We start from the raw sequence: 20,739 nt of genomic DNA, 5'->3' as shown, positions 1-20,739 counted from the left end.
TATATAAGAACGTGCTACAACTATTAATCTTACTCACGGTCATCACTTCAGTTGCATTCTTTGGTCATTTAGTTCCAATGGAAGCAAAAACCTTCTTGTACTCAACGAGCCTGAGTATAAAAGAGGTTTTGCTATTTATAATGCCTTTTATTATTTTTGCGTTAATCTTTAGCAGTGTTAACAATCTTAAGCAGTCAGCTATAAAGTTCATATTGTTACTTATTATAATGATCTTCTTGTCAAATCTGGCTTCAAGTTTAATAGCTTATTCTGTTGGGCATTTTATCATACAAAACACTCATTCAATACAAGATATAACGTATGAAGAAACAATTGTTCCCTTATGGTCGTTTAGGCTGCCTGCATTGCTTTCTAATTTTTATGCCCTTGCCTGTGGATTTGTGTCCAGCATAGTAGTGTCCACACTGCTACCCAAGAAAAGCAAAGAGCTTTCGAACAAAATGTTAGATTTAACTCTCTTTATTTTGAAGACGTTTTTGACGCCGATTATTCCAATATTTGTACTTGGGCTTGCTTTAAAAATGCAGCATGATCAAGTTTTATCTATAATATTTAAGGATTACTCAATAATTTTCATTATTATAGCATCTGCAACCTACCTTTATGTTTTCCTCTTATATGGAGCAGCAAATTCATTCAAGATCACAAGCTGGATAGCTAGTATAGGCAATATGATACCGGCATTTATTACTGCAATGAGCACAATGTCTAGTAATGCAACTATGCCACTTACTCTTGAAGGAAGCAAAAAAAATGTAAAGCAACCTGACATAGCATCGTCTGTTGTACCAATAACTGCTAGCTTTCATTTAGTAGGTGATTGCTTTTTTATCATAATATTATCAATGATAATTGCCTCCGGTTATTCATTGTTCACAATAGATTATGTAACTTTTCTTCTCTATTTTTTGTTATTTAAGTTTGCTATCGTGGCAGTGCCGGCAGGAGGAATTATGGTAATGCTACCTATTCTTGAGAAATATCTCAAATTCTCTCCAGAAATGCTTTCGTTAATTACAGCATTGTATATAGTGTTTGATCCAATAATCACTTCAGCAAACGTTATGGGTAATGGTGCCTTTGCTATAATGTTTACAAAACTCTATGATAAGCTTAAGTAATGTCTATTTTAGCGATTGATACTGTAGGTATTGGTAGTTCAATAGCAATAGTTGATTATGATGGTAATTGTTTTGTAGAGCGCAATTCCGCCAGCAATAGTCATGCAGAATCATTTTTTAAAACTTTAAATACTTTATTTAATAAGCACAATTATAACTATGATAAAATAGACCATTTAGCGGTAGTAGTTGGACCAGGAAGTTTCACTGGAATTAGAGTTGGTATATCAGCAGCACAAGGTATAAATCTTGCTACAAATAAGCCATTATACGGAGTTAGTGCGCTGGAAGTTCTAGCCTACGCAATATCTTTGCTTTGTATGAATAACAAAAAAAATATCAGAGCTATAATCAAAAATACTCAAGGGTTTTATACGCAGTTATTTGATTTCAATTTATTGCCGCTGTCTGGTCCAACTGCAGCATGTGACCCTGGTCACGCTACAAGCAGTACACATATGGATTGCAATTTAAATGCTAGCCATGCAGGGCTATTAGTTCATTATAGACTGAAGAACAAGCAAAAATTAAATGAAGTTGAAGCTCTATATTTAAATGAGCCTCAGTATATGAAATTGCTATAGACTATTTTTTTGCATACACGCAATTTGGCTAAGCTTGTGCATCTGGTTTACTATCTCTTGAGCTACTTCTTTTATACTCATATTTGAATTTTCTATCTCTATAGCACTCGGTGGTGTAAATAAATTGTTAATCCTACATTGCTCTATCATGCTATTTAGATTAATCACCTTCCTATTTTTTCTTTGCCTTTTTAATGCAATACGCTTTTGTAATGTCAGTAGATCGCACCTGAGTACTACAGGAAGGATTTCTGTGCCCATTTTTTTACTAAGCCTTACTATTGAATCATACATCCTCATGTTCTGGTCATTATTTTCCATCAACTCATCAATAAATATGTAATTTTTTGAGTGAATCGGATAATTTTCTATTACCTGAAGCATAATTTGCATAATGCCATATATTCTATCTTAAACTTCTTTAGGTATTGGATCACGTTCAAAGACACCATCGTATATAGAGCAAGCTTGAACATTGTTATAGAACTTGCTATTTACAATTAATGCGTCTATCATATTAGATAATTCTATTGCTGTGGAAAGTTTACCACTTCCCGAAAGACCAGAGAGATATATGAAAAATCCTGCTGGCTGTTTTTTTGTGTTAATATTTACCATATTATTTTCAATCTTGAAACTTACATTTATAATAACATAAAAATGAAGCTTTAAAACATATGAAATATTATATAGAAAATTATTTTTGTAGTTAAGATATTATGTAATTTAAAAACATAAATTCTGTATATAAACTCTATAATAACGATAACTATTTTTAAGCAAGCTACAACACAAAAGTGTTTGGTATTCAGAAAGCAAGACAGAGTGGCATAGACTTATTAGTTTACTACAAGTCTCTTTTCGCGTATAAACCTTCAGAAGATTCTAACAGAGGATTGTGTTGTTAACAAAGAGCAGAGTAAAAAGGGATCTAGTCTATGCCTATCAGATTTTGTCCTACCTTAAGTTCGATGATCATACATATACTCACCTTTCAGTGCGTTCTGAAGATCAAAAGTCGTTTTATATTTATCCGTTTGGTATGCGTTTTGATGAAGTAGATGAACGTTCGTTAATGAAAGTATCATTTGATGGAGATGTAGTTGAAGGCAAAGAATATCAATATAATAGAACTGGCTATATAATTCATGGTTTTGTTTATCAAGCAAGGAAAGATATTCAAGCAATTTTTCACTTGCATACACCTTCTATTGTAGCGGTTTCTTCTCTCAAAGATGGGCTGCTTCCTATAAGTCAATGGGCACTGCACTTTTACAATAAAATCTCTTACCATAATTATAATTCCCTAGCACTTAGCGATACAGAAGGAAAGAGGTTAATAGCTGATCTGAAAGAAAATTTTGTCATGTTAATGCGTAATCATGGATCTATAACGTGTGGTCGGACTATACAAGAAGCAATGTTTTACTCGTATCATTTAGAACAAGCGTGCAAAACTCAATGTTTAACGTTAGCAATGAATAAGGAGTTATCAATTCCAAGTGAAGAAATTTGCTCAAAAGCTGTAAAGGATCTCCTATCTTTTGAAAGCAATCTTGGTGAGAGGGATTGGCACGCATGGGTTAGACTAATTAAAAGTAAGTTGTAAGAGACTTTCGCACTACTATCTGTCATCCAAGTAGTGACCTTACCCAGAAAAAGTAGAGAGAAAGTTAAGACGTTTTTGGAGTAAAATAAAACGTTTTTTCAAAATATGACAAATAGAAGAGAATATACAGCAGAATTCAAATTAGAAGCTGTTAAGCTGGTTAAAGAAACAGGTCAAGCAAGTACAAAAATAGCAAAAGATCTAGGTATAGATGGCAGTATGTTAAGTAAGAAAATATGATGGAAAAATGTCTGGAGCATACGCATTTCCAGGCAAAGGCTCCTTATGACAAAGAAAGATTTGATCTAAAAAAAGAGCTAATAAGAGAAAGAGACATCTTAAAAAAAGCCCTGGGCAAAGAAAAAGAGTAAAGTATTCTTTTATATAGAAATTGCTATAAAACACAGGAACTATGTAGGGTTTTGTACTGGTGGTATGGGTTGCTAAGGAAAAAAGCAGTAAAGAATTAGCAAAAGAAGGGCTTCTAGCAGATATTCAAAAAATACATCAAGCTTCTAAATGCAGATATGGAGCCCCTAAAATTCACGCTGAATTAAAAGCTTTAGGCAAAAATTAAAACAGTACAAAGTGTTATGCAAGAAAATGGCATTAAAGCCAAGTTTAGACGAAGGTTCAAAAATAAAAAACAGCAAATAAGCAACCGAGTTGTGGCTCCGAACACATTGGATCAAAATTTTACTACTGATCAGCCAAATAAAGTTTGGGATTACCTACATAAAAACTAAAGAAGGTTGTTGGCGGCAATAATTGACCTATATTCACGCATGGTGGTTAATGAGTAACATGATAATTAGTTATAGATTCTTTATTGATGGCCGTTGATAAACGCAAACCCGATAAAAATCTGCTGTTACATAGCGATCAAGGGTCACAGTATACCTCTCAAAATTACCAATTTCTATTGAATACAAAAAACATCATTTCCAGCATGAGCCATAAGGGCTGTTGTTACGATAACTCTGTTGCAGAAAAGTTCACTTAAAAGGGAGCTGCTTATTGATACTTCTCGCTCAACAAACCAGAACTACCATATTTGAATACATAGAAATCTTTTATAACAAATAACGTAGACATTCTACTATTAACTATTGCATTCCTGCACAATTTATTCTCATGATAAAAACGTCTTAACTTTCTCTCTACTTTTTCTGGGTAAGGTCACCTCTTTAGGTGCTCCTTTTTTCTTTCTTATACACACAAAAATCATATAGAATTGTAAATACAGCTTTTTTATTCTGATGCTTTTCAATTCTATAGCTCTGGTTGTCTCTCTATTACTATTTTTCTACATTATCGTAAAAAAACTGAGCGAAAAGAAAGCAAACCTTGAGGGTAATTTATGTAAATTAGAGCAAGAACTTCAAGAAACAAAGCAAACTTTGCTTACGAAGAATGAAGAAATAGTTGATTTAAGGGTCAAAAAAGCAGAACTTGAAGTAACTCTGCAAAAAGAACGTGAGGAAAAGAAAAAGGAAATAGAATTACTAACAAAAGCAGAGGAGAGATTAACAAACACTTTTAAAGCGCTCTCTCTTGATGCTTTGCAGACAAATAACAATAATTTTCTGAACTTAGCAAAGGAAGTAATCGATAGTAAATTAAAAGAAACGGAAAGCGATTTCAAAAAAAGACAAGCAACGATCAACGAAGTTGTAACTCCAATAAAAGAAAAATTAGAAAAATTTGATAATGAAATACGCGAGCTGGAAAAAGAGAGGGTAGGGGCCTATGAAGGTTTAAAGGAGCAAATTGGAGCGCTGATGAACCAAACTTCCAGCCTTGCTAATGCCTTGAGAAAGCCTCACATCAGAGGAAAGTGGGGTGAAATGCAACTCAAAAGGGTGGTAGAAATGGCGGGAATGATTGAATATTGCGATTTTTTTACTCAGCCGTCAGTGGTTGATAAAAACGAGGATAATTTATTGCGTCCTGATTTAATAATCAAAATGCCATCTGGAAAGCAAATAATAATAGATGCTAAAGTGCCGCTTGATTCTTACATGGATGCTATATCACAAAATGATTTGCAAATACAAAAGGAGAAATTAAAGAATCATTCCCTGGCAATAAAAAAACACATAAATGATTTGGGTAAAAAAGAGTATTGGAATCAATTTGAAAATACGCCAGAACTTGTGGTGCTTTTCTTAACAGGGGAGGGGGTTTTTAGCGCAGCACTGGAATATGAGCCTGCTTTGATAGAGATTGGAGTGGAAAAAAAAGTGATCATTGCAACACCGATCACTCTAATTGCGTTGCTGAGAGCAATAGCGTATGGATGGAAGCAAGAGATGATAGCTGAAAACGCAAAGAAAATCAGTGAACTAGGTCATATTTTATATGAGCGCATTTGCACAATGGGTGAAAACTTTGATAATTTGCGCAGGAGCTTAAAAAGTGCTGTTGATCATTATAATAAAACTGCTGGCTCTCTTGAAGCAAGGGTGTTTCCTGCTGCTCGAGAATTCAATAAGCTTGGTATACATGCAAAAAATAAAAGTTTAAGTGCTGCAAAGGAATTAGAGTCTTTACCACGCAGTTTACATACTGAGGAGCTGAAAGTAGATTAGGCATCTTAACAGGGAATGTTCAAAAAAGTGTGTCAAACCAAAAAAAAAGTAATAAATTGATATAAAAAAAATGGAGGTTTGACAATGAGTCAGAAAGTAGTAAACAGAACTACCGGTTTGGTAGATTACAAAGAACTGGAAGCAAATATACTGTCATCAATAAGGGAAGGCAGACCATTAACAGGAAGGGATGGAGCATTTACACCATTTATAAAAAAGCTGCTGGAGGCAAGTTTGGAAGGTGAAATAGAAAATTACTTATTAGCTGAAAGTGAAGAGAGGGTTTGGTTGGAAGAAGTGGAGTAGCGAATGGATATACAAAACGCTGGGTCTATATTCAGACTATAGAATAAGGTATTACAAACCGAAAGCATCACCAGCACAATATGTTATAAACTTTGGTAAAGAATCTGCTAGGAAAGCGTAGTGCGGATGCTGCGTTTGACGAGGCGGGAGCTGGAAACGTTAACATGGGAATTTGGATTGAGGCCTATTGTGAAAACAATGGATCAGCCACCAAACCCTAAAGTAGGCGCGCCAGTTCTTGACCCTACATATTTTTTTGAAGGTTAAATCCAGCTTAGGGTCGAGAAACTTAGATAAAGCCATAGCCAAAGTGTTTAAAAATATTAATAATTATACACACAATTATTCAACCATATTTTTGAAGATAGCTATGCCGCCGCGGTATCTCTTAGCCGCTAACAAGTAGCGGGATGACGATTGTTGGTAAATCTAAGTCAGTTTAGCTATAGGCAGCAATTTTCTGTATTTATTTTAAATTGAAGGAAGCTCAAATGAAAGATCATGTTTTGCTAAAAATCACAGAATGCAGTCTAACAGTGAACGGTTACGCTTTTGATCAAAAATGTTGTATAGTACACAATCAATTTTTCTGGATCCAAGTAGTCAAGGCACTGCCTTTGTGTTTGAGGCAAAATCGGCTATAACACTTAACATACTGCCTTTGCAAACAAATGTTCGTACAGTTATGTGTCAGCTACTTGCATGACGCCATTGCCTGAACGGGTACCAATGATTACCTATCAATCTCACCAAAAACTATATCGAGTGAGCCAATAATTGCTGCAACGTCAGCAAGCATGTGTCCTTTTGCCATAAAGTCTAAGGCTTGTAAATGCGCAAAGCCAGGTGCTCTTATTCGGCACCTATAAGGTCTATTGGTACCATCTGAAACTATATACACTCCAAACTCACCTTTTGGTGCCTCAACAACTGCGTAAGCCTCACCTTCTGGTACGTGATATCCTTCTGAATAGAGCTTAAAATGGTGAATCAGAGCTTCCATAGATTTTTTCATCTCTGCTCTTGACGGTGGAGAAATTTTTCTATCTTCAGTTTTTATTTGCCCTTCAGGCATTTTCTCTATGCACTGCTTCACCAAACTGATAGATTGCCTAATCTCTGCCATTCTAACTAGATAACGGTCATAACAGTCGCCATTTTGGCCGATCGGTATATCAAAATCTAGTTGATCATATATCTCATATGGCTGGCTTTTTCGCAAATCCCAAGCAAGCCCAGCAGCGCGCAACATTGGGCCACTAAAGCCCCAATCAAGTGCCTGTTTAATTGATATTTCACTAATTCCTACAGTGCGTTGCTTCCATATCCTATTTTCTGTTAAAAGTTCATCAACATCGTCTATATATTTTGGAAATTGCTCTATAAACTTTGCAATATCCTCAATCAAATCTTCTGGAACATCTGCTGCAATTCCACCTGGCCTGATGTAAGCTGCGTGAAACCTTGCACCTGAAGCTCTTTCGTAAAATTCCAGTATTTTTTCTCTTTCTTCAAAGAGCCATAAAAGAGGGGTCATTGCTCCAACATCAAGTGCTTGAGAAGAAACGTTCAGTAAATGATTTAGTATTCTCGTCAGTTCACAAAACAAGACACGTAAATACTTTGCCCTAATTGGCACTTCACATTGCAACAATTTCTCCACACAAAGTGAATATGCATGCTCTTGTGACATTGGTGATACGTAATCAAGGCGATCAAAATAAGGCAAAGCTTGAAGATACGTTTTATGTTCTATTAATTTTTCAGTACCGCGGTGCAAAAGCCCAATATGGGGATCTGCCCTCTCGATCACTTCACCATCCATCTCTAAAACAAGACGCAACACTCCATGTGCAGCTGGGTGCTGAGGTCCAAAATTTAACATCATTGTCTTTAGATCGGGCATGTCCAGTAGTTTAAGATATTAAAATTGTATAGGCTAAAGTGCGCTCAAAGTCAATAAACTTCTTGCATAGGCTACAACTATCATTCAATAGAAACAAAAACTTTTACAATGGCTAATAAGTGTTGGTAAAACCAAGTCACTTTAGCTATAGAATGACAAAAAAGGTTTGCATTAGCCAAATTTTTAGTTGAAGTAGCATAAGAGGTTAAAGGAAAAGCTTTGTGTTAATGGATTCATTTCAGGTATAGTATAGATAATACCACAATACTTATAAAATGGATCATGTTGTTAATGCGTATAATAGACTTGACACTCCTATAGTCAGGGGAGAAGGGGCATATCTTTTTGATAAAGATGGTAAAAAATATTTAGATTTTGCTGCAGGTATTTCTACAACTTCTTTAGGGCATTGTCATCCATACATTACAGATAAGCTGAAAGAGCAATCGAGCTCATTATGGCACTGCTCTAACATTTTCACTATTCCCGAGCAAGAAAGGCTTGCCGAGCGTTTAACAACCCTTACTTTTGCAGATAAAGTTTTTTTCTGCTCAAGTGGGCTTGAAGCAACAGAAGCTGCAATTAAGTTTATTCGTCGTTACTTTTATTCAAAAGGGCAAGCAAAACGTAATCGTATTATTACAATTGAAGGAGGCTTTCATGGCCGCAGTATTGCTGCAATTTCTGCTGGAGGCAATGAAAAATCACGCGAAGGTTTTGCTCCGCTCCTTTCTGGTTTTGATAAAGTGCCAAGAAATGACATTAAAGCATTAGAAGAAAAAATCAACAATGAAATAGCTGCTGTATTTTTAGAGCCCATACAAAGCGAAGGTGGAGTATATCCACTAGACGTAGAATATCTTCAAAAAGTAAGGGAAATAACAAAAGCTCAAGGAATAATTTTGTGCTTTGATGAAGTGCAGTGCGGATATGGACGCATCGGTTCTTTATTTCATTATCAAAATGTCGGCATTGAACCTGATATGCTAACCTGTGCGAAGGCTATGGGTAACGGTTTTCCTGTAGCTGCATGTTTAGTGAAAGATTATATAGCAGAAGCAATTACTCCAGGAACTCATGGATCAACCTATGGTGGCAATCCACTTGCCATGACTGTTGGTAATGCAGTGCTCGATATAATGCTAAAAGAAGGCTTTTTTGATCATGTTAAAAGAATTAGTAAATATTTAAAAGAAAAGCTGTTGCTTTTAGCTAAAGAATTTCCTGAGATGATTTTAGAAGTTCGTGGAGAAGGGTTACTAATGGGAATAGAACTAGCAACTCTTGTAGCTGATAAAATTATTAGTCGATCTCTTGATAAAGGTTTAATAATAACTAGGGTTTTAAACAACAAAGTAGTAAGGGTAACCCCACCACTTATCATTGAGGATGAGCATGTGAACGCAGCGTGTAATATGCTTTATGATTTGTTTTTTAAGATTAAAGGTATATAAAATTCGGCAATATAAATTCAGGCTTGCAAATGCCTCTCATAACATGTAAAATTAATTTTATTTTTTATCACAATAACATCGTACTTTAATGGATTGGTTATTGGTCTTAGTATCATCAGCAATTTTTGTTTTGTTAGTTTTATCGTTTTTGTTCTCAGGAGCAGAAATAGGCTTAACCTCAATTAGCCGTTCTCGAGTTAATAAGCTAAAGCTAGACGGTAACAAAAAAGCCAGGGTAATAGATCGCTTATTAAATAGGAAAGAATTGACAATAGGAACGGTATTGCTCGGCAATACAATTATTAATATTACTTGCTCTGCTTTATTTACAGCAATATTTATCAATCTTTTTGGAAATGAGGGCATTCTCCTATCAACAATTATAATGACATTTTGTATTTTATTGTTCTGCGAAGTTCTACCAAAAACTTATGCTATTCAAAATCCTGAAAAATTTGCATCATTTTCTGCTTATTTTGTATTGTTTTTTGTAAAGATTTTTTCTCCATTGACACTAGGTATTCAATTTATTGTTAACCTCATCCTAAAATTATGTGGGCTGCATAAAGATAAGGAAGTGATATCTGCAGCGGATGCAATGCGTAATATGATTACTCTTCACCGCAGTGAAGGAACTATGTTGCAACAGGATTTAGATATGCTAAGCAGCATACTTGATTTGGCTGAGACAGAGATATCACAAATTATGACCCATAGAAGAAACCTATTTTCTCTTGATATAGATCGGAATAAAGAAGAGTTAATAAGAGAGATTTTAACCAGCAGTCACAGTAGAGTACCTTTATGGCAGAAGGAACCAGATAACATTGTAGGTGTAATTCACGTGAAAGCTCTAATAAATGCTTTGCGTGAAAAGAATAATAAAGCGGAAGAAGTTGACATTACCCAAGTTATGTCAAGGCCTTGGTTCATACCAGAAAGTACACCGCTCAGCGTGCAACTTCACAACTTCCGTAAGAACAGGAAACACCTTGCATTTGTTATTGATGAGTATGGAGCACTGCAGGGAATTGTAACTCTTGAGGATATACTGGAAGAAATAGTTGGAGAAATTTCGGATGAACATGATTTGATTACGGAGAATTTTATAAAGAAAATATCTGATAATATGTATCACATAGAAGGAAAATCTACTATTAGGGACATTAACAGGCAGTTATACTGGAATCTCCCTGATGAAGAAGCTACAACTCTAGCAGGTATGATTGTGAATGAAATAGAGCGCATTCCTGACGAAGGCGAGGAGTTTTCCATGTATGGTTTTCGCTTTAAGATTTTAAAAAAAGATAAAAATATTATTACTGTTGTTGAAGTGCAAGTAAAAATTGGTAATATTAGTGGCAGCAATTAATTAGTGGAGTTTCATGGAAGATACAGTAAAAATAACGGCTGAAGAGTTGAAGGGTTACATAGAGAGAATCGAAAAACTTGAACAAGAAAAGAGGGATGTGCAAGATCACATTCGTGATGTATATGCAAAAGCCGCAGATGAAGGTTGGGATATAAAAGTGATGAAACAAATTATTAGGCTGAGGAAGATGGATGATGATGACAGAGAGGAACAAGAAATATTGCTTGATACCTATAAACGTGCATTGGGAATGAGCTACGAAGAAGAGTTAAGTGAATAGCAGAATTGTAATTGGAATAAGTGGAGCATCTGGTTCTATTTACGGTGTGCGTATTTTAGAAGCGTTGAAAGACGTCGATTATGAAACTCATTTAGTGATAAGTCGTGCTGGGAAAGTAACTTTAGCTCACGAGATTAAAGAAAAACTTGAAGATATTACATCACTTGCAGATTTTTACTATTCTGAAGAAAAGATTGGAGAAAAAATAGCAAGCGGCTCATTTAAAACCTCAGGGATGATTGTAGCACCATGCTCTATGAAGACAATGTCTGAAATCGCATCAGGTGTTACTTCCAATCTATTGACAAGGGCTGCAGATGTAACGCTAAAAGAAAGAAGAAAGTTAGTTCTTATGGTGCGAGAGTCACCACTGCATCTTGGGCATTTACAAAATATGTTAAAATTAACGGAGATGGGAGCAATTATTGCTCCACCAGTGCCTGCTTTTTATATTAAACCGAAATCGTTGGATGATATTATTAATCATTCTGTTGGCAAAGTATTGGATTTATTTGATATCAAATTACCCGACTTTAAGGAGTGGCAAGGAAGTGACAATTATTATTGATGGTAAAAAAATAGCAAACGACCTATGTGAGAGGCTATCACAAAAAATTGATATTTTAAAGAGAGAGTATAACATTTTTCCTTGCCTGAAAGTAATTCTCATGGGTAGCAATCCAGCAAGTCAGGTTTATGTTCGCAACAAACAGAAAAAAGCAGAATCAATAGGCATAAGTTCTGAGACCATTGTTTTGCCTAATAATATTTTAGAAGATGAATTAATTGAAAAAATCAATGAATTAAATGAAGATCCATCTGTGCATGGCATTTTAGTGCAATTGCCTTTACCAAATCATATTAGTGCAAGCAGAGTAATTAACACAGTAAGTGTTGAAAAAGATGTAGATGGCTTTCATGATGAAAACGTTGGCAAATTAGTTAAAGGTGAAAAAAACTGCCTTATACCTTGCACTCCTAAAGGTTCTTTGCATTTAATTAAGTCAATTGAAGAGAACCTTTCCGGTAAAAACGCAGTGGTAATTGGTAGGTCAAATATCGTGGGCAAGCCAATGTTTTACCTGCTATTGCAAGAAAACTGCACTGTCACCATCTTGCATTCACAAAGCAAGGATTTAGCTGAATATTGCTCTAAAGCGGATATAGTAGTTGCAGCAGTCGGAAAGCCAAATTTTGTTCAAGCAGACTGGATAAAGAAAGGTGCAATAGTGATCGATGTTGGCATAAATAGCGTTAACGTAGGAAAGCTTGTAGGTGATGTTGACTTTGAAGGAATAAAAGGGAAAGCCAAAGCTATGACCCCAGTACCCGGGGGCGTTGGCCCAATGACCATTGCATTTCTAATGATGAACACTGTTATTGCTGCTTGCTTGCAAAAGGGAGTTGATGCTTCTGATTTCATTAGTTGAGGTATGAAGAGGAAAGCTATATGAAGATAGAATGTACCATATCACAATTAATAAAAAATTGAGATTTTTGAAATTCCTCAGTAGTCAAATTTATTAAATATTTAGGATCATCATCTATTCTTTTTTCTCTACAAGTATAGCTAAAGTGGCTTAGGTTTACCTACAATTTGAAAAACAACAAATTCGTCATTCCGCTACTCGTTAGCGGAATCTATGCTGAGATACCGCGGCGGTATGACGTAGGGAAACCTTTCTTGGGTTAGCTATAGTTAGTGGAATTGCAAAGTTTCTAGGCATAAAAAGCTTTGAACCTAATATATGAGCCAAACTTGATTTTCCAACCGTAGATACACCTGTAATAAAAATAATAGTCTTCATTTTGTGAATTTACTTGCTATATGAACTATCGGAGAAATTTTTTTATAGTTTATAGTATCTGACCTTACCCAGAAAAAGTGGAGAGAAAGTTTGGAATGTTTTTCACAAAGAGAATGATGAATCAAAATGCTCAGGAATGCAATAGTTAATAGTGACGTTGTTTGTTATAAAAAATTTCTATATATTCAAATATAGCAGTTTTGATATGCTGTTTAGAGTGCCGAGAGGTGTCTATTGGTAACTCCCTTTTTAGAGAACTGAAGAAGCTTTCCACAACAGAATTGTCGTAACAACAACCTTTATAACTCATCTATGTTTTTTATGGATAAGAGATATTGATAACCTTGCGAAGTATATTGTGAACCTTGATCACTATGTAATAGTAGATTTTTGGCAGGTTTACGCTTGTTAACGGCCATTAATAAAGAGTCCATAACCAATTGTTTATTTATTGAACTGCTCATTAACTACCATGCGTGAATATAGATCGATTATTGTTGCCAAATATAGCCATCCTTCTTTGGTTTTTATATAAGTAATCCCATACTTTATTTGGTTGATCGACAATAAAGTTTTGGTCTAATATATTGGGAGCTACTGTCCGTTTGTTGTTTCTTAATTTTAAATTTTCTTCTCAATATAGCCTGAATACCATTTTTCTGCATAATACTTTGCACTGTTTTTAAGTTGCAACTTTTACCCAAAGCCTTCAATTCAGCATGAATTTTAGGAGCTCCATATCTACATTTAGAAACTTGATATATTTTTTGAATAGCTGCGAGTAGCTCTTTATTTGCTGATTCTCTACTGCTTATTTTTCTTGTGGTCCACTTATAGTAGCCACTAGCAGAAAATCCTACATAATTCCTGTACTTTATAGCAGTTACTATATAAAAAAATATTTTACTCTTTTTGACTGGCCAGGGCTTTTTTTTAAATGTCTCTTTCCCTTGTTACTCTTGCTAACTCTCTTTGTAAATCAAACCTCTCTTTGTCGTAAGGAGCCATGTTACCTCTACCTGGAAATGCATTTGCCGCTGACTTTTTTTCGTTATATTTCTTCATCCATTTTCCTAATACACTATCCCTTATTCCTAGATCTCTTGCTACTTTTGCAACTGGTTGACCTACCTTTCTTTGTTCATTTGCCAGCTTAACAGCTTCCAATTTGAATTCTGCCGTATATTCTCTTACCATTTCTAATCCTCCAAAATTTTATTTTACCCGAAAAAACTCCTTTCTTTCTCTCCACTTTTTCTGGGTAAGGTCAATATACCAGTGCCGAAAATAGTTGACAAAGATTGTGTATACTTATTACAATTGTTTGGGTACCAGAAGTTTTTACGGCAACAAAGTATGCACTAACTATAAGTAAGGAAGACTTTAAGCAGGCAATAAAAAAAATGAAGTAACGTTTAAAAGAGATTGAAGGAGAGAAGAAAAAGGTAAAAGGGAATACGGCAGAAAATGAATCTTATTACAAATAGCATAAAGGGCTTTTATTCTAGTGTTAAATCGGACCTAGATTGGCAAGCCAAACGTAGTCTTATTAGAACATTAGTAAAAGAAGTCAACATTGATCTTGATAAAGTAGATGTAGTATTTAAGATCAAAGAACTTGAAAACCCCGCCCAGAATGGACAAAATCAAAAGATGGTACATTGTCTAAGGGGTCTGGGCACTGGGATGACATCTTTTTTCTTGGTACAAATTACTCTTATGTCTCAATATTTGTACAGTTGTGTTATCGGCTGTTTGATGTTTACAACGCAGAAAGTTCATACGGTTGTAAGTCAAGCGGTAGGATGACAAGATTTTGCAAGGGTATTTTTTTTATAGGAGATTAATATGGAAATTTTTCTTGATAGCGTTGATTTAAATGAAATTAAAGGACTAAAGGAGTTCATTGACGGCATAACAACTAATCCTTCTTTAATAGCAAAGTCCGGGCGTAAAGATAAATACGAGGATTTAGTGCGTGAAATATGCTCTATTATAAAAGGGCCTGTTAGTGTTGAAGTTGTTGCAGATAGCCATGAAGAGATGATCACAGAAGGTCTGAATTTAGCAAAAATTGCTGATAATGTTGTGATCAAATTACCTCTTACACATGAAGGATTAATTTCTTGTAAAAAGTTATGGACAGAGCATAAAATACCTGTTAACATCACATTATGTTTTTCTCCTGGACAAGCACTGCTTGCCGCTAAGGTCGGTGCTTGTTTTATTTCCCCCTTTGTTGGTCGCCTTGATGATATAAGCTATGATGGCTTATCGCTAATAGAAGATATATGTACTATATATTCTAATTACGGTTTTGATACTAAAGTTCTTGTTGCATCAGTGAGAAGCCCAGCGCATGTAATAGAAGCTGCAAGGCTTGGTGCTGATTCAATTACTGTGCCAGCAAAAGTACTTAGACAATTAATTAATCACCCACTTACTGACCAAGGGCTAGCAATATTTGAAAAAGACTGGGGTGTAAAATAATAGACGGTTACAAATGAACATAAAAATTGGCGTATCCGTTCAGGCAATGGCGTCAACTTAAGAGCCTTCATTAGCAAACTCTCCTAAAGACATGATGGCGTTTGCTACCTTATTGCGGCTGCCCTGGTCGAATTTTAACTTTATAGCTAACCCAAGAAAGGTTTCCCTACATCATACCGCCGCGGCGCTAACGAGTAGCGGAATGACGAATTTGTTGTTTTTCAAATTGTAGGTAAACCTAAAGCTATAGAAAAAAAGAAGAACCAGTTTCTTAGTTCTTCATTGACATAATCCACTCCATATGCCATAATAAAATTTTATATCTTGGAGAAGGAAATGACATTAAGGTTAATACTACAAGAAGTCAACAGTAGTCCAGACCTGAGTGCAGAAAATGTAGTTGAGAAAATCAAAGATGAACTACAGCAGAAGCTTCCAGATATCTACAGTGAGTGGGAAAGTAACCAGTTTGATATAAATCACACATTTGAAGTACTTAATTGTGGTTTATTACTTATAGCAGCTAAAAATGGTTGTGGAAAAGTAGTAAAACACCTAATAAAAAGCGGGGCTAATGTTAATGTACAAGATGTATGGAAAAAAACCTCTTTACATTATTCTGCTCAGTATGGGTATACGCAAGTAGTAGAAGTTTTGCTAGAAGAGGGAGCAGACGTTAATGCACAAGATGAAGATAAAGAGATTCCTTTACATGTAGCTGCTGGCAAAAGAGATATAGAAATAGTGCAAATGTTATTGGAGAAAGTGGCAAATGTTAATCTACAGGATAAATCTGGAGGAACTGCTTTGCACTATGCTACATGTAATGCTAACATATGTACTCCTATGAAGGATGATAGTGCAGCAAAGATAGCGGGACTTTTATTACAAAGAGGAGTAGATGTTAATATAAAAGACGAGGATGGAAAAACTCCTTTGCATTATGCTATTGGTTATGAACTTATACAAACAATAGAAATGCTATTAAAAAAAGGTGCAGATGCTAATATAAAAGACAAGGATGGAAGGGCACCTTTATACTATGCTACTCTTAATTATAGTTACCGTAATATAAGGTTAGGAGGAAAACTGCTACTAGATTGTGACACAACTTTACTAGGTAATTTTTATGAACCTTACAAACCTAGTCCAAGGATGGCAAAACTCCTGCTAAATTATGGTGCAAATCCATCATGCATCCATAGACCTAAAGCTATAACAGCAGGAATTACTGTGGGTGTTATATCTGCTGTTGTAGTTCCACTAGTATAGCATTTCTCATAATAGTCCGAATAGGTCATAGGAAGGCAGAATCAACAGCACGACGAAAGGATTCGAATAGAGGAATGTTTTTCCTGGCTCTGTTTTTTATAGCAAACCAATGATGCTCAATTTTGTTAAAATCTGGAGAATAAGGCGGCAGATACAAAATTTCTGCACCGACTCCTTTAGCGAGCTTGATAAGCTTATCAGACTTATGAAAAGTAGCATTATCAAGAATGACAGTTTGTCCAGGTTCTAAGATCGGTGCCAAAAATTGCTCAAACCATCCATTAAAAATATCCATATTACAGTGGCCTTCAAATGTTAATGGAGCAACTATCTTTCTTCTACTTAAGGCTGCAACCATGCTGATTCGTTGAGTTTTTTTTCCAGATTTTAGGGCATAAAATCGCTGTCCTTTCTGGCAATACCCATATGGATAGTCCTCCGTGTTATCAATCCCAGACTCATCTATATACACTAAGTTTTCTGGTTCTTTTGTTGCTATAATTTTTAAGAATTCAGCACGTTTTTCTTCGTTCCTTTCCTTGTATCCATATGTCTTTTTTTGCGCGTAAATCCAATTTTTCTGAGAGCTCGGTGGATCGTTTGGATACTAACGTTGCCCCAAAGTTTAGCCATTTCCGACAGAGTTTTTCTACCGTGTTTTTTAGCAAATTCGATAAACTTATTCCAGTCGATAATTTTCTGATTGTAACCTCCATTACCGAGTTTTTTTGACTGAAAGTCGCCTGTTTCTTTTTTTCTTTGCTGCCACTCCCACAAAGTAGTTCGTCCAATTTTAAATCTTGCTGCCACTGCTTCTCTGCTTTCCCCTTCGTCTAGTGCTTCCATTGCTTTTTTTCTTAAATCATAACTATATGCTGCCGGCATCCAACCTCCTTATCGCCATCTATCCTTATCTTATCATATCCGGACTTCTGTGGAAAGAGCTATACTTGCCTATGCCACTGCATTACCTGCACTAGCAATAATTGGAATTACTGTAGCATCTGTACTGATAGTTGGTGGTATTACCTATGGAGTTGCATATAAGTCATCAGAGCATTCATTAAACAGTAAGCTAAGTGAGGTTAGCTGCAGTAATGTTGATGGAAATAAACAAACTGTATAACCATAATTATTAGTTCACCACAGTAACCGCACCATGGCAGTGTTTGTATTTCTTTCCGGAGTTGCAAGGACATTTGTCATTTCTTGAGACTTTGGGAAGTCTGCTATTTCTAGCAGAATGTAACCTATTGCCTATCTCTTGGTTGTCTGCCAACTTAAAGTGTGCTAAGCGGTGAATGGTGAGTTCCTTCCATTTTTCAAGCATTGACTCAAACATCAAGAAAGCTTCGCGTTTAAATTCATTCAGTGGATCTTTCTGCCCCATAGCACGTAAGCTTATGCTTTGTCTTAGGCTCTCTAGAACTGAAAGGTGTTCCCTCCATAAATGATCAAGTGTCATTATCATCATTTGCTTCACGATCGTATTCCACAAATCTGTAGTGTGCTGACTGTTGAAATATTTTTCTTTCTCAGTAAAAAATTCTTGTATCTTATCATTTATATAATTCAAAGCTTCTTGTTTATTCAAAAACTTTGCCAAGTCTTCTTTATCAAGCGTTATTCCATACCTTGTATGGAATTCTTTGGCTATATCTTCAACATAATCTTCGTAATAGCCACTTTGGATTATACCTTCTACTACGCTCTCATTTACTTCGCTATACACTTCAAATATATCATTAATTTCGTTGCCTAAGATATTGTTTCTCTGTTTAAAAATAACTTTACGTTGGTTATTGATTACGTCATCAAACTTAAGTAGAGATTTCCGCACGTCATAGTTTCTAGCTTCAACTTTCTTTTGCGCTTTCTCGAGTGCCTTATTGATCCATGGATGATGAATAGCTTCGTTATTCTTTAACCCTACTTTTTGTAAAAAGCTTCTCATTCTATCAGAGCCAAATATTCTCATTAGGTCATCTTCGAGCGATAAAAAGAACTTAGAAAGTCCAGGATCCCCCTGACGACCAGAACGGCCGCGTAATTGATCATCTATTCTCCTGCTTTCATGTCTTTCGGTTCCAACCACACATAAACCACCAGCTTTTATAGCAATTTCCTTATCTTTTTTTACTCTTTCAACTATTTCTTGGTATTTTTTTTCTCTTTCATCAGCATTTTTTATCTTCTTTAGCTCCACCTTTGCAATCATTTCAGCATTTCCACCAAGCTGAATATCAGTTCCACGTCCTGCCATGTTAGTTGCTATAGTGATACTACCTGGCACTCCAGCTTGCGCTATTATGTACGCCTCTTGTTCATGATAACGAGCATTTAATACTGAATGCTTAAGAGAATGGCTTTGCAAAAGCGCAGAAAGCTTCTCAGAGTTTTCGATGCTCACCGTGCCAACAAGGACCGGTTGAAGGCGTTTGTAGCATTCTTCTATAAACTTCAACACAGCATTAAATTTTTCCTTTTCTGTACCGTAAATTTCATCATCAATATCAACTCTTTTTACAGGTACATTGGTTGGAATTTTTACTACATTTAATCTGTATATATCACGAAACTCTTCTGCCTCTGTTGCTGCTGTTCCCGTCATTCCGGAAAGTTTATTGTACATACGAAAGTAATTCTGAAATGTGACCGATGCTAAAGTTTGGTTTTCATGCTGAATTTCAAGATTCTCCTTCGCTTCAAGTGCCTGATGAAGACCATCGGAATATCTTCTGCCCTCCATCATACGCCCAGTAAATTCATCAATAATCACTACCTTGCCATCCTTTACTATATAATCTTTATCAGCAGTAAACAGCTTATATGCACGTAATGCTTGGTCTATATAATGAGTCATTATCATGCTGTCAGTATCATAGAGCGAGGAATTTTCAGGAATGAGATTGTATGACCTTAGTAGTTCCTCCACTCGTGAAATACCATCTTCAGTCAAGAATACCGTTCTACCTTTTTCATCTACTTCATAATCGGAGTCAACTAATTTGGTTACTATTTTATTGATATGCTTATATATCTGATTGTTTTCCTCAACCGGGCCAGAAATAATAAGCGGAGTGCGAGCTTCATCAATGAGTATTGAGTCCACTTCATCAACTATTCCGTAGTGAAAGCCTCTCTGAACCATGTCTTCTTGAGAAAATTTCATATTGTCTCGCAGGTAATCAAAGGCAAGCTCGTTATTTGTGGAATACACGATATCTGCACTGTAAGCCTCTTTCCTCTCTTCGTCTGTCAAGTTATTCGTAATAAACGCAACAGAAACCCCAAGAGAATTATATAATTTGCTCATCCACTCTGTGTCTCGTTTTGCAAGATAGTCGTTAACAGTTACGACATGTACGCCTTTCCCTTCTAAGGAATTTAGATATGCTGCTAAAGTTGCAACGAGTGTCTTTCCCTCTCCTGTTTTCATTTCTGATATCATGCCATTGTGGAGCACCATTCCACCAATCAGTTGAACATCAAAGTGCCTCATGTTAAGAAATCTTCGAGAGGCTTCACGCACAACTGCAAATGCAGGTACGAGAAGATCATTTAACGTTTTCCCATTTTTCAATTCTCGATTGAATTCTTCAGTTTTACCAGCAAGCTCCTCATCAGATAAGCTCTGCATTTCTGTTTCTAATGCATTTATTTGCTGAACAATTTTCCTAAAGGATTTTATTATCTTCTTGTTTGTTGATCCAAATATCTTTCTTATAAAAAAGAATGACAACGTAAAAATAAAAAATATAAGAATGGCTGTCAAAATTAGCGGAGAATCTAGCATAAACTTAAGTAAAGTCTTATTTAATATGAGATTATATTACTAAATGCAGCCTACAGCAATGACATATTAGATTCGGGGAATCTTTATGCTTAAGACAGCAAACAAAATTGACCCTGTTCGGCACTGTTA

25 protein-coding genes and 2 pseudogenes are annotated in these 20,739 nt (G+C 35.6%); 19 read left to right on the top strand and 8 right to left on the bottom strand.

What is annotated here, in order from left to right:
* Positions 1-11: 11 nt before the first annotated feature.
* Positions 12-1,142 (top strand): cation:dicarboxylate symporter family transporter, encoded by a 1,131-nt coding sequence (locus tag ABWU55_RS05695; RefSeq protein ID WP_353286243.1) that lies wholly within the window; start codon positions 12-14, stop codon positions 1,140-1,142.
* Positions 1,142-1,726, top strand: a complete 585-nt coding sequence (gene tsaB / locus ABWU55_RS05690; RefSeq protein WP_353286242.1) for a tRNA (adenosine(37)-N6)-threonylcarbamoyltransferase complex dimerization subunit type 1 TsaB — start codon at positions 1,142-1,144, stop codon at positions 1,724-1,726. Before ABWU55_RS05695 ends, tsaB begins: the two co-directional genes overlap by 1 nt.
* Here the strand turns inward: tsaB and ABWU55_RS05685 are convergent.
* Positions 1,721-2,344: pseudogene (locus ABWU55_RS05685) on the bottom strand (hypothetical protein). The gene tsaB and the pseudogene ABWU55_RS05685 sit on opposite strands and share 6 nt — an antisense overlap.
* Positions 2,345-2,624: 280 nt before the next feature.
* Between ABWU55_RS05685 and ABWU55_RS05680 the strand changes: the two are divergent.
* The 8 genes and pseudogenes from ABWU55_RS05680 (at position 2,625) to ABWU55_RS05645 (ending at position 6,938) form a co-directional block, all read left to right on the top strand.
* Positions 2,625-3,335, top strand: coding sequence for a class II aldolase/adducin family protein (locus tag ABWU55_RS05680; protein WP_353286241.1), 711 nt, complete (start codon positions 2,625-2,627; stop codon positions 3,333-3,335).
* Between the two features lie 105 nt (positions 3,336-3,440).
* Positions 3,441-3,575 carry an IS3 family transposase gene (locus ABWU55_RS05675; RefSeq protein WP_007548354.1) on the top strand — a complete coding sequence of 45 codons (135 nt, stop codon included), beginning with the start codon at positions 3,441-3,443 and terminating at the stop codon, positions 3,573-3,575.
* Positions 3,575-3,706 carry a hypothetical protein gene (locus ABWU55_RS05670; protein ID WP_255322265.1) on the top strand — a complete coding sequence of 44 codons (132 nt, stop codon included), beginning with the start codon at positions 3,575-3,577 and terminating at the stop codon, positions 3,704-3,706. The genes ABWU55_RS05675 and ABWU55_RS05670 overlap by 1 nt, the downstream gene beginning before the upstream one ends.
* 59 nt (positions 3,707-3,765) lie before the next feature.
* On the top strand, positions 3,766-3,912 hold the full coding sequence (locus tag ABWU55_RS05665; RefSeq protein ID WP_080717648.1) for an IS3 family transposase: 147 nt from the start codon (positions 3,766-3,768) through the stop codon (positions 3,910-3,912).
* 255 nt (positions 3,913-4,167) lie between these two features.
* The gene (locus tag ABWU55_RS05660; RefSeq protein ID WP_080717647.1) at positions 4,168-4,338 is read left to right on the top strand and encodes a DDE-type integrase/transposase/recombinase; all 171 of its coding nucleotides are present in this window, start codon (positions 4,168-4,170) and stop codon (positions 4,336-4,338) included.
* 256 nt (positions 4,339-4,594) lie between these two features.
* A complete protein-coding gene (gene rmuC / locus ABWU55_RS05655) occupies positions 4,595-5,926 on the top strand; it encodes a DNA recombination protein RmuC (protein WP_038199773.1) in 1,332 nt (443 codons plus the stop codon).
* Positions 5,927-6,010: 84 nt separating this feature from the next.
* Positions 6,011-6,205 (top strand): annotated as a pseudogene (locus tag ABWU55_RS05650) (IS256 family transposase); the annotation flags it as partial.
* Positions 6,206-6,794: 589 nt separating this feature from the next.
* Positions 6,795-6,938, top strand: coding sequence for a hypothetical protein (locus tag ABWU55_RS05645; protein WP_153296793.1), 144 nt, complete (start codon positions 6,795-6,797; stop codon positions 6,936-6,938).
* Positions 6,939-6,965: 27 nt separating this feature from the next.
* On the opposite strand, the gene ABWU55_RS05640 is transcribed toward ABWU55_RS05645, so the two are convergent.
* Positions 6,966-8,138, bottom strand: a complete 1,173-nt coding sequence (locus tag ABWU55_RS05640; protein ID WP_010962676.1) for an NADH-quinone oxidoreductase subunit D — start codon at positions 8,136-8,138, stop codon at positions 6,966-6,968.
* Between the two features lie 275 nt (positions 8,139-8,413).
* Here ABWU55_RS05640 and ABWU55_RS05635 point away from each other — a divergent pair, with 275 nt between their 5' ends.
* The 5 genes from ABWU55_RS05635 to folD all read left to right on the top strand — a co-directional run bounded on the left by ABWU55_RS05635 (position 8,414) and on the right by folD (position 12,674).
* On the top strand, positions 8,414-9,592 hold the full coding sequence (locus ABWU55_RS05635) for an aspartate aminotransferase family protein (RefSeq protein WP_006280246.1): 1,179 nt from the start codon (positions 8,414-8,416) through the stop codon (positions 9,590-9,592).
* Positions 9,593-9,680: 88 nt separating this feature from the next.
* Positions 9,681-10,964, top strand: coding sequence for an HlyC/CorC family transporter (locus ABWU55_RS05630; RefSeq protein WP_010962674.1), 1,284 nt, complete (start codon positions 9,681-9,683; stop codon positions 10,962-10,964).
* A gap of 13 nt (positions 10,965-10,977) precedes the next feature.
* Complete coding sequence (locus ABWU55_RS05625; RefSeq protein ID WP_010082293.1) at positions 10,978-11,244, top strand: DUF2312 domain-containing protein; 267 nt, start codon at positions 10,978-10,980, stop codon at positions 11,242-11,244.
* The gene (locus ABWU55_RS05620; RefSeq protein ID WP_010082294.1) at positions 11,237-11,812 is read left to right on the top strand and encodes a UbiX family flavin prenyltransferase; all 576 of its coding nucleotides are present in this window, start codon (positions 11,237-11,239) and stop codon (positions 11,810-11,812) included. The genes ABWU55_RS05625 and ABWU55_RS05620 overlap by 8 nt, the downstream gene beginning before the upstream one ends.
* A complete protein-coding gene (folD, locus tag ABWU55_RS05615; RefSeq protein WP_209472766.1) occupies positions 11,796-12,674 on the top strand; it encodes a bifunctional methylenetetrahydrofolate dehydrogenase/methenyltetrahydrofolate cyclohydrolase FolD in 879 nt (292 codons plus the stop codon). The genes ABWU55_RS05620 and folD overlap by 17 nt, the downstream gene beginning before the upstream one ends.
* A 523-nt stretch (positions 12,675-13,197) precedes the next feature.
* Here the strand turns inward: folD and ABWU55_RS05610 are convergent.
* The 4 genes from ABWU55_RS05610 to ABWU55_RS05595 all read right to left on the bottom strand — a co-directional run bounded on the left by ABWU55_RS05610 (position 13,198) and on the right by ABWU55_RS05595 (position 14,249).
* On the bottom strand, positions 13,198-13,362 hold the full coding sequence (locus ABWU55_RS05610; protein ID WP_080717620.1) for an IS3 family transposase: 165 nt from the start codon (positions 13,360-13,362) through the stop codon (positions 13,198-13,200).
* Complete coding sequence (locus tag ABWU55_RS05605) at positions 13,352-13,516, bottom strand: DDE-type integrase/transposase/recombinase (RefSeq protein WP_156768648.1); 165 nt, start codon at positions 13,514-13,516, stop codon at positions 13,352-13,354. Before ABWU55_RS05605 ends, ABWU55_RS05610 begins: the two co-directional genes overlap by 11 nt.
* Before the next feature lie 84 nt (positions 13,517-13,600).
* Positions 13,601-13,816: an IS3 family transposase gene (locus tag ABWU55_RS05600; protein ID WP_353286574.1), complete on the bottom strand. Its 216-nt coding sequence runs from the start codon at positions 13,814-13,816 to the stop codon at positions 13,601-13,603.
* Positions 13,817-13,985: 169 nt separating this feature from the next.
* Positions 13,986-14,249, bottom strand: a complete 264-nt coding sequence (locus ABWU55_RS05595; RefSeq protein ID WP_010082296.1) for a transposase — start codon at positions 14,247-14,249, stop codon at positions 13,986-13,988.
* Between the two features lie 270 nt (positions 14,250-14,519).
* On the opposite strand from ABWU55_RS05595, the gene ABWU55_RS05590 reads away from it, so the two are divergent.
* The 3 genes from ABWU55_RS05590 (at position 14,520) to ABWU55_RS05580 (ending at position 16,814) form a co-directional block, all read left to right on the top strand.
* Entirely contained in the window at positions 14,520-14,861 is a 342-nt protein-coding gene (locus ABWU55_RS05590) for a hypothetical protein (protein WP_213862869.1), read from the top strand.
* 39 nt (positions 14,862-14,900) lie between these two features.
* Positions 14,901-15,542 carry a fructose-6-phosphate aldolase gene (gene fsa, locus ABWU55_RS05585; protein WP_007552982.1) on the top strand — a complete coding sequence of 214 codons (642 nt, stop codon included), beginning with the start codon at positions 14,901-14,903 and terminating at the stop codon, positions 15,540-15,542.
* A 336-nt stretch (positions 15,543-15,878) separates the two neighbouring features.
* Positions 15,879-16,814: an ankyrin repeat domain-containing protein gene (locus ABWU55_RS05580; RefSeq protein ID WP_264705607.1), complete on the top strand. Its 936-nt coding sequence runs from the start codon at positions 15,879-15,881 to the stop codon at positions 16,812-16,814.
* A gap of 25 nt (positions 16,815-16,839) precedes the next feature.
* On the opposite strand, the gene ABWU55_RS05575 is transcribed toward ABWU55_RS05580, so the two are convergent.
* Positions 16,840-17,699 (bottom strand): IS630 family transposase gene (locus ABWU55_RS05575; protein WP_156518142.1). Its coding sequence is split into 2 segments (ribosomal slippage): positions 16,840-17,375 and positions 17,375-17,699, totalling 861 coding nucleotides; the frame shifts between segments, so codons are not numbered across the junction.
* Positions 17,700-17,748: 49 nt separating this feature from the next.
* Between ABWU55_RS05575 and ABWU55_RS05570 the strand changes: the two genes are divergently transcribed.
* The gene (locus ABWU55_RS05570) at positions 17,749-17,940 is read left to right on the top strand and encodes a hypothetical protein (RefSeq protein WP_353286240.1); all 192 of its coding nucleotides are present in this window, start codon (positions 17,749-17,751) and stop codon (positions 17,938-17,940) included.
* Between the two features lie 9 nt (positions 17,941-17,949).
* On the opposite strand, the gene secA is transcribed toward ABWU55_RS05570, so the two are convergent.
* Positions 17,950-20,610: a preprotein translocase subunit SecA gene (secA, locus tag ABWU55_RS05565; protein ID WP_244663065.1), complete on the bottom strand. Its 2,661-nt coding sequence runs from the start codon at positions 20,608-20,610 to the stop codon at positions 17,950-17,952.
* Between the last annotated feature and the right edge of the window lie 129 nt (positions 20,611-20,739).

This window comes from Wolbachia endosymbiont (group A) of Crataerina pallida, from assembly GCF_964028475.1.
Lineage (GTDB): Bacteria > Pseudomonadota > Alphaproteobacteria > Rickettsiales > Anaplasmataceae > Wolbachia > Wolbachia pipientis.
Note: the sequence above shows the minus strand (reverse complement) of the source record. Positions and strands in the feature narration are given on the sequence as shown.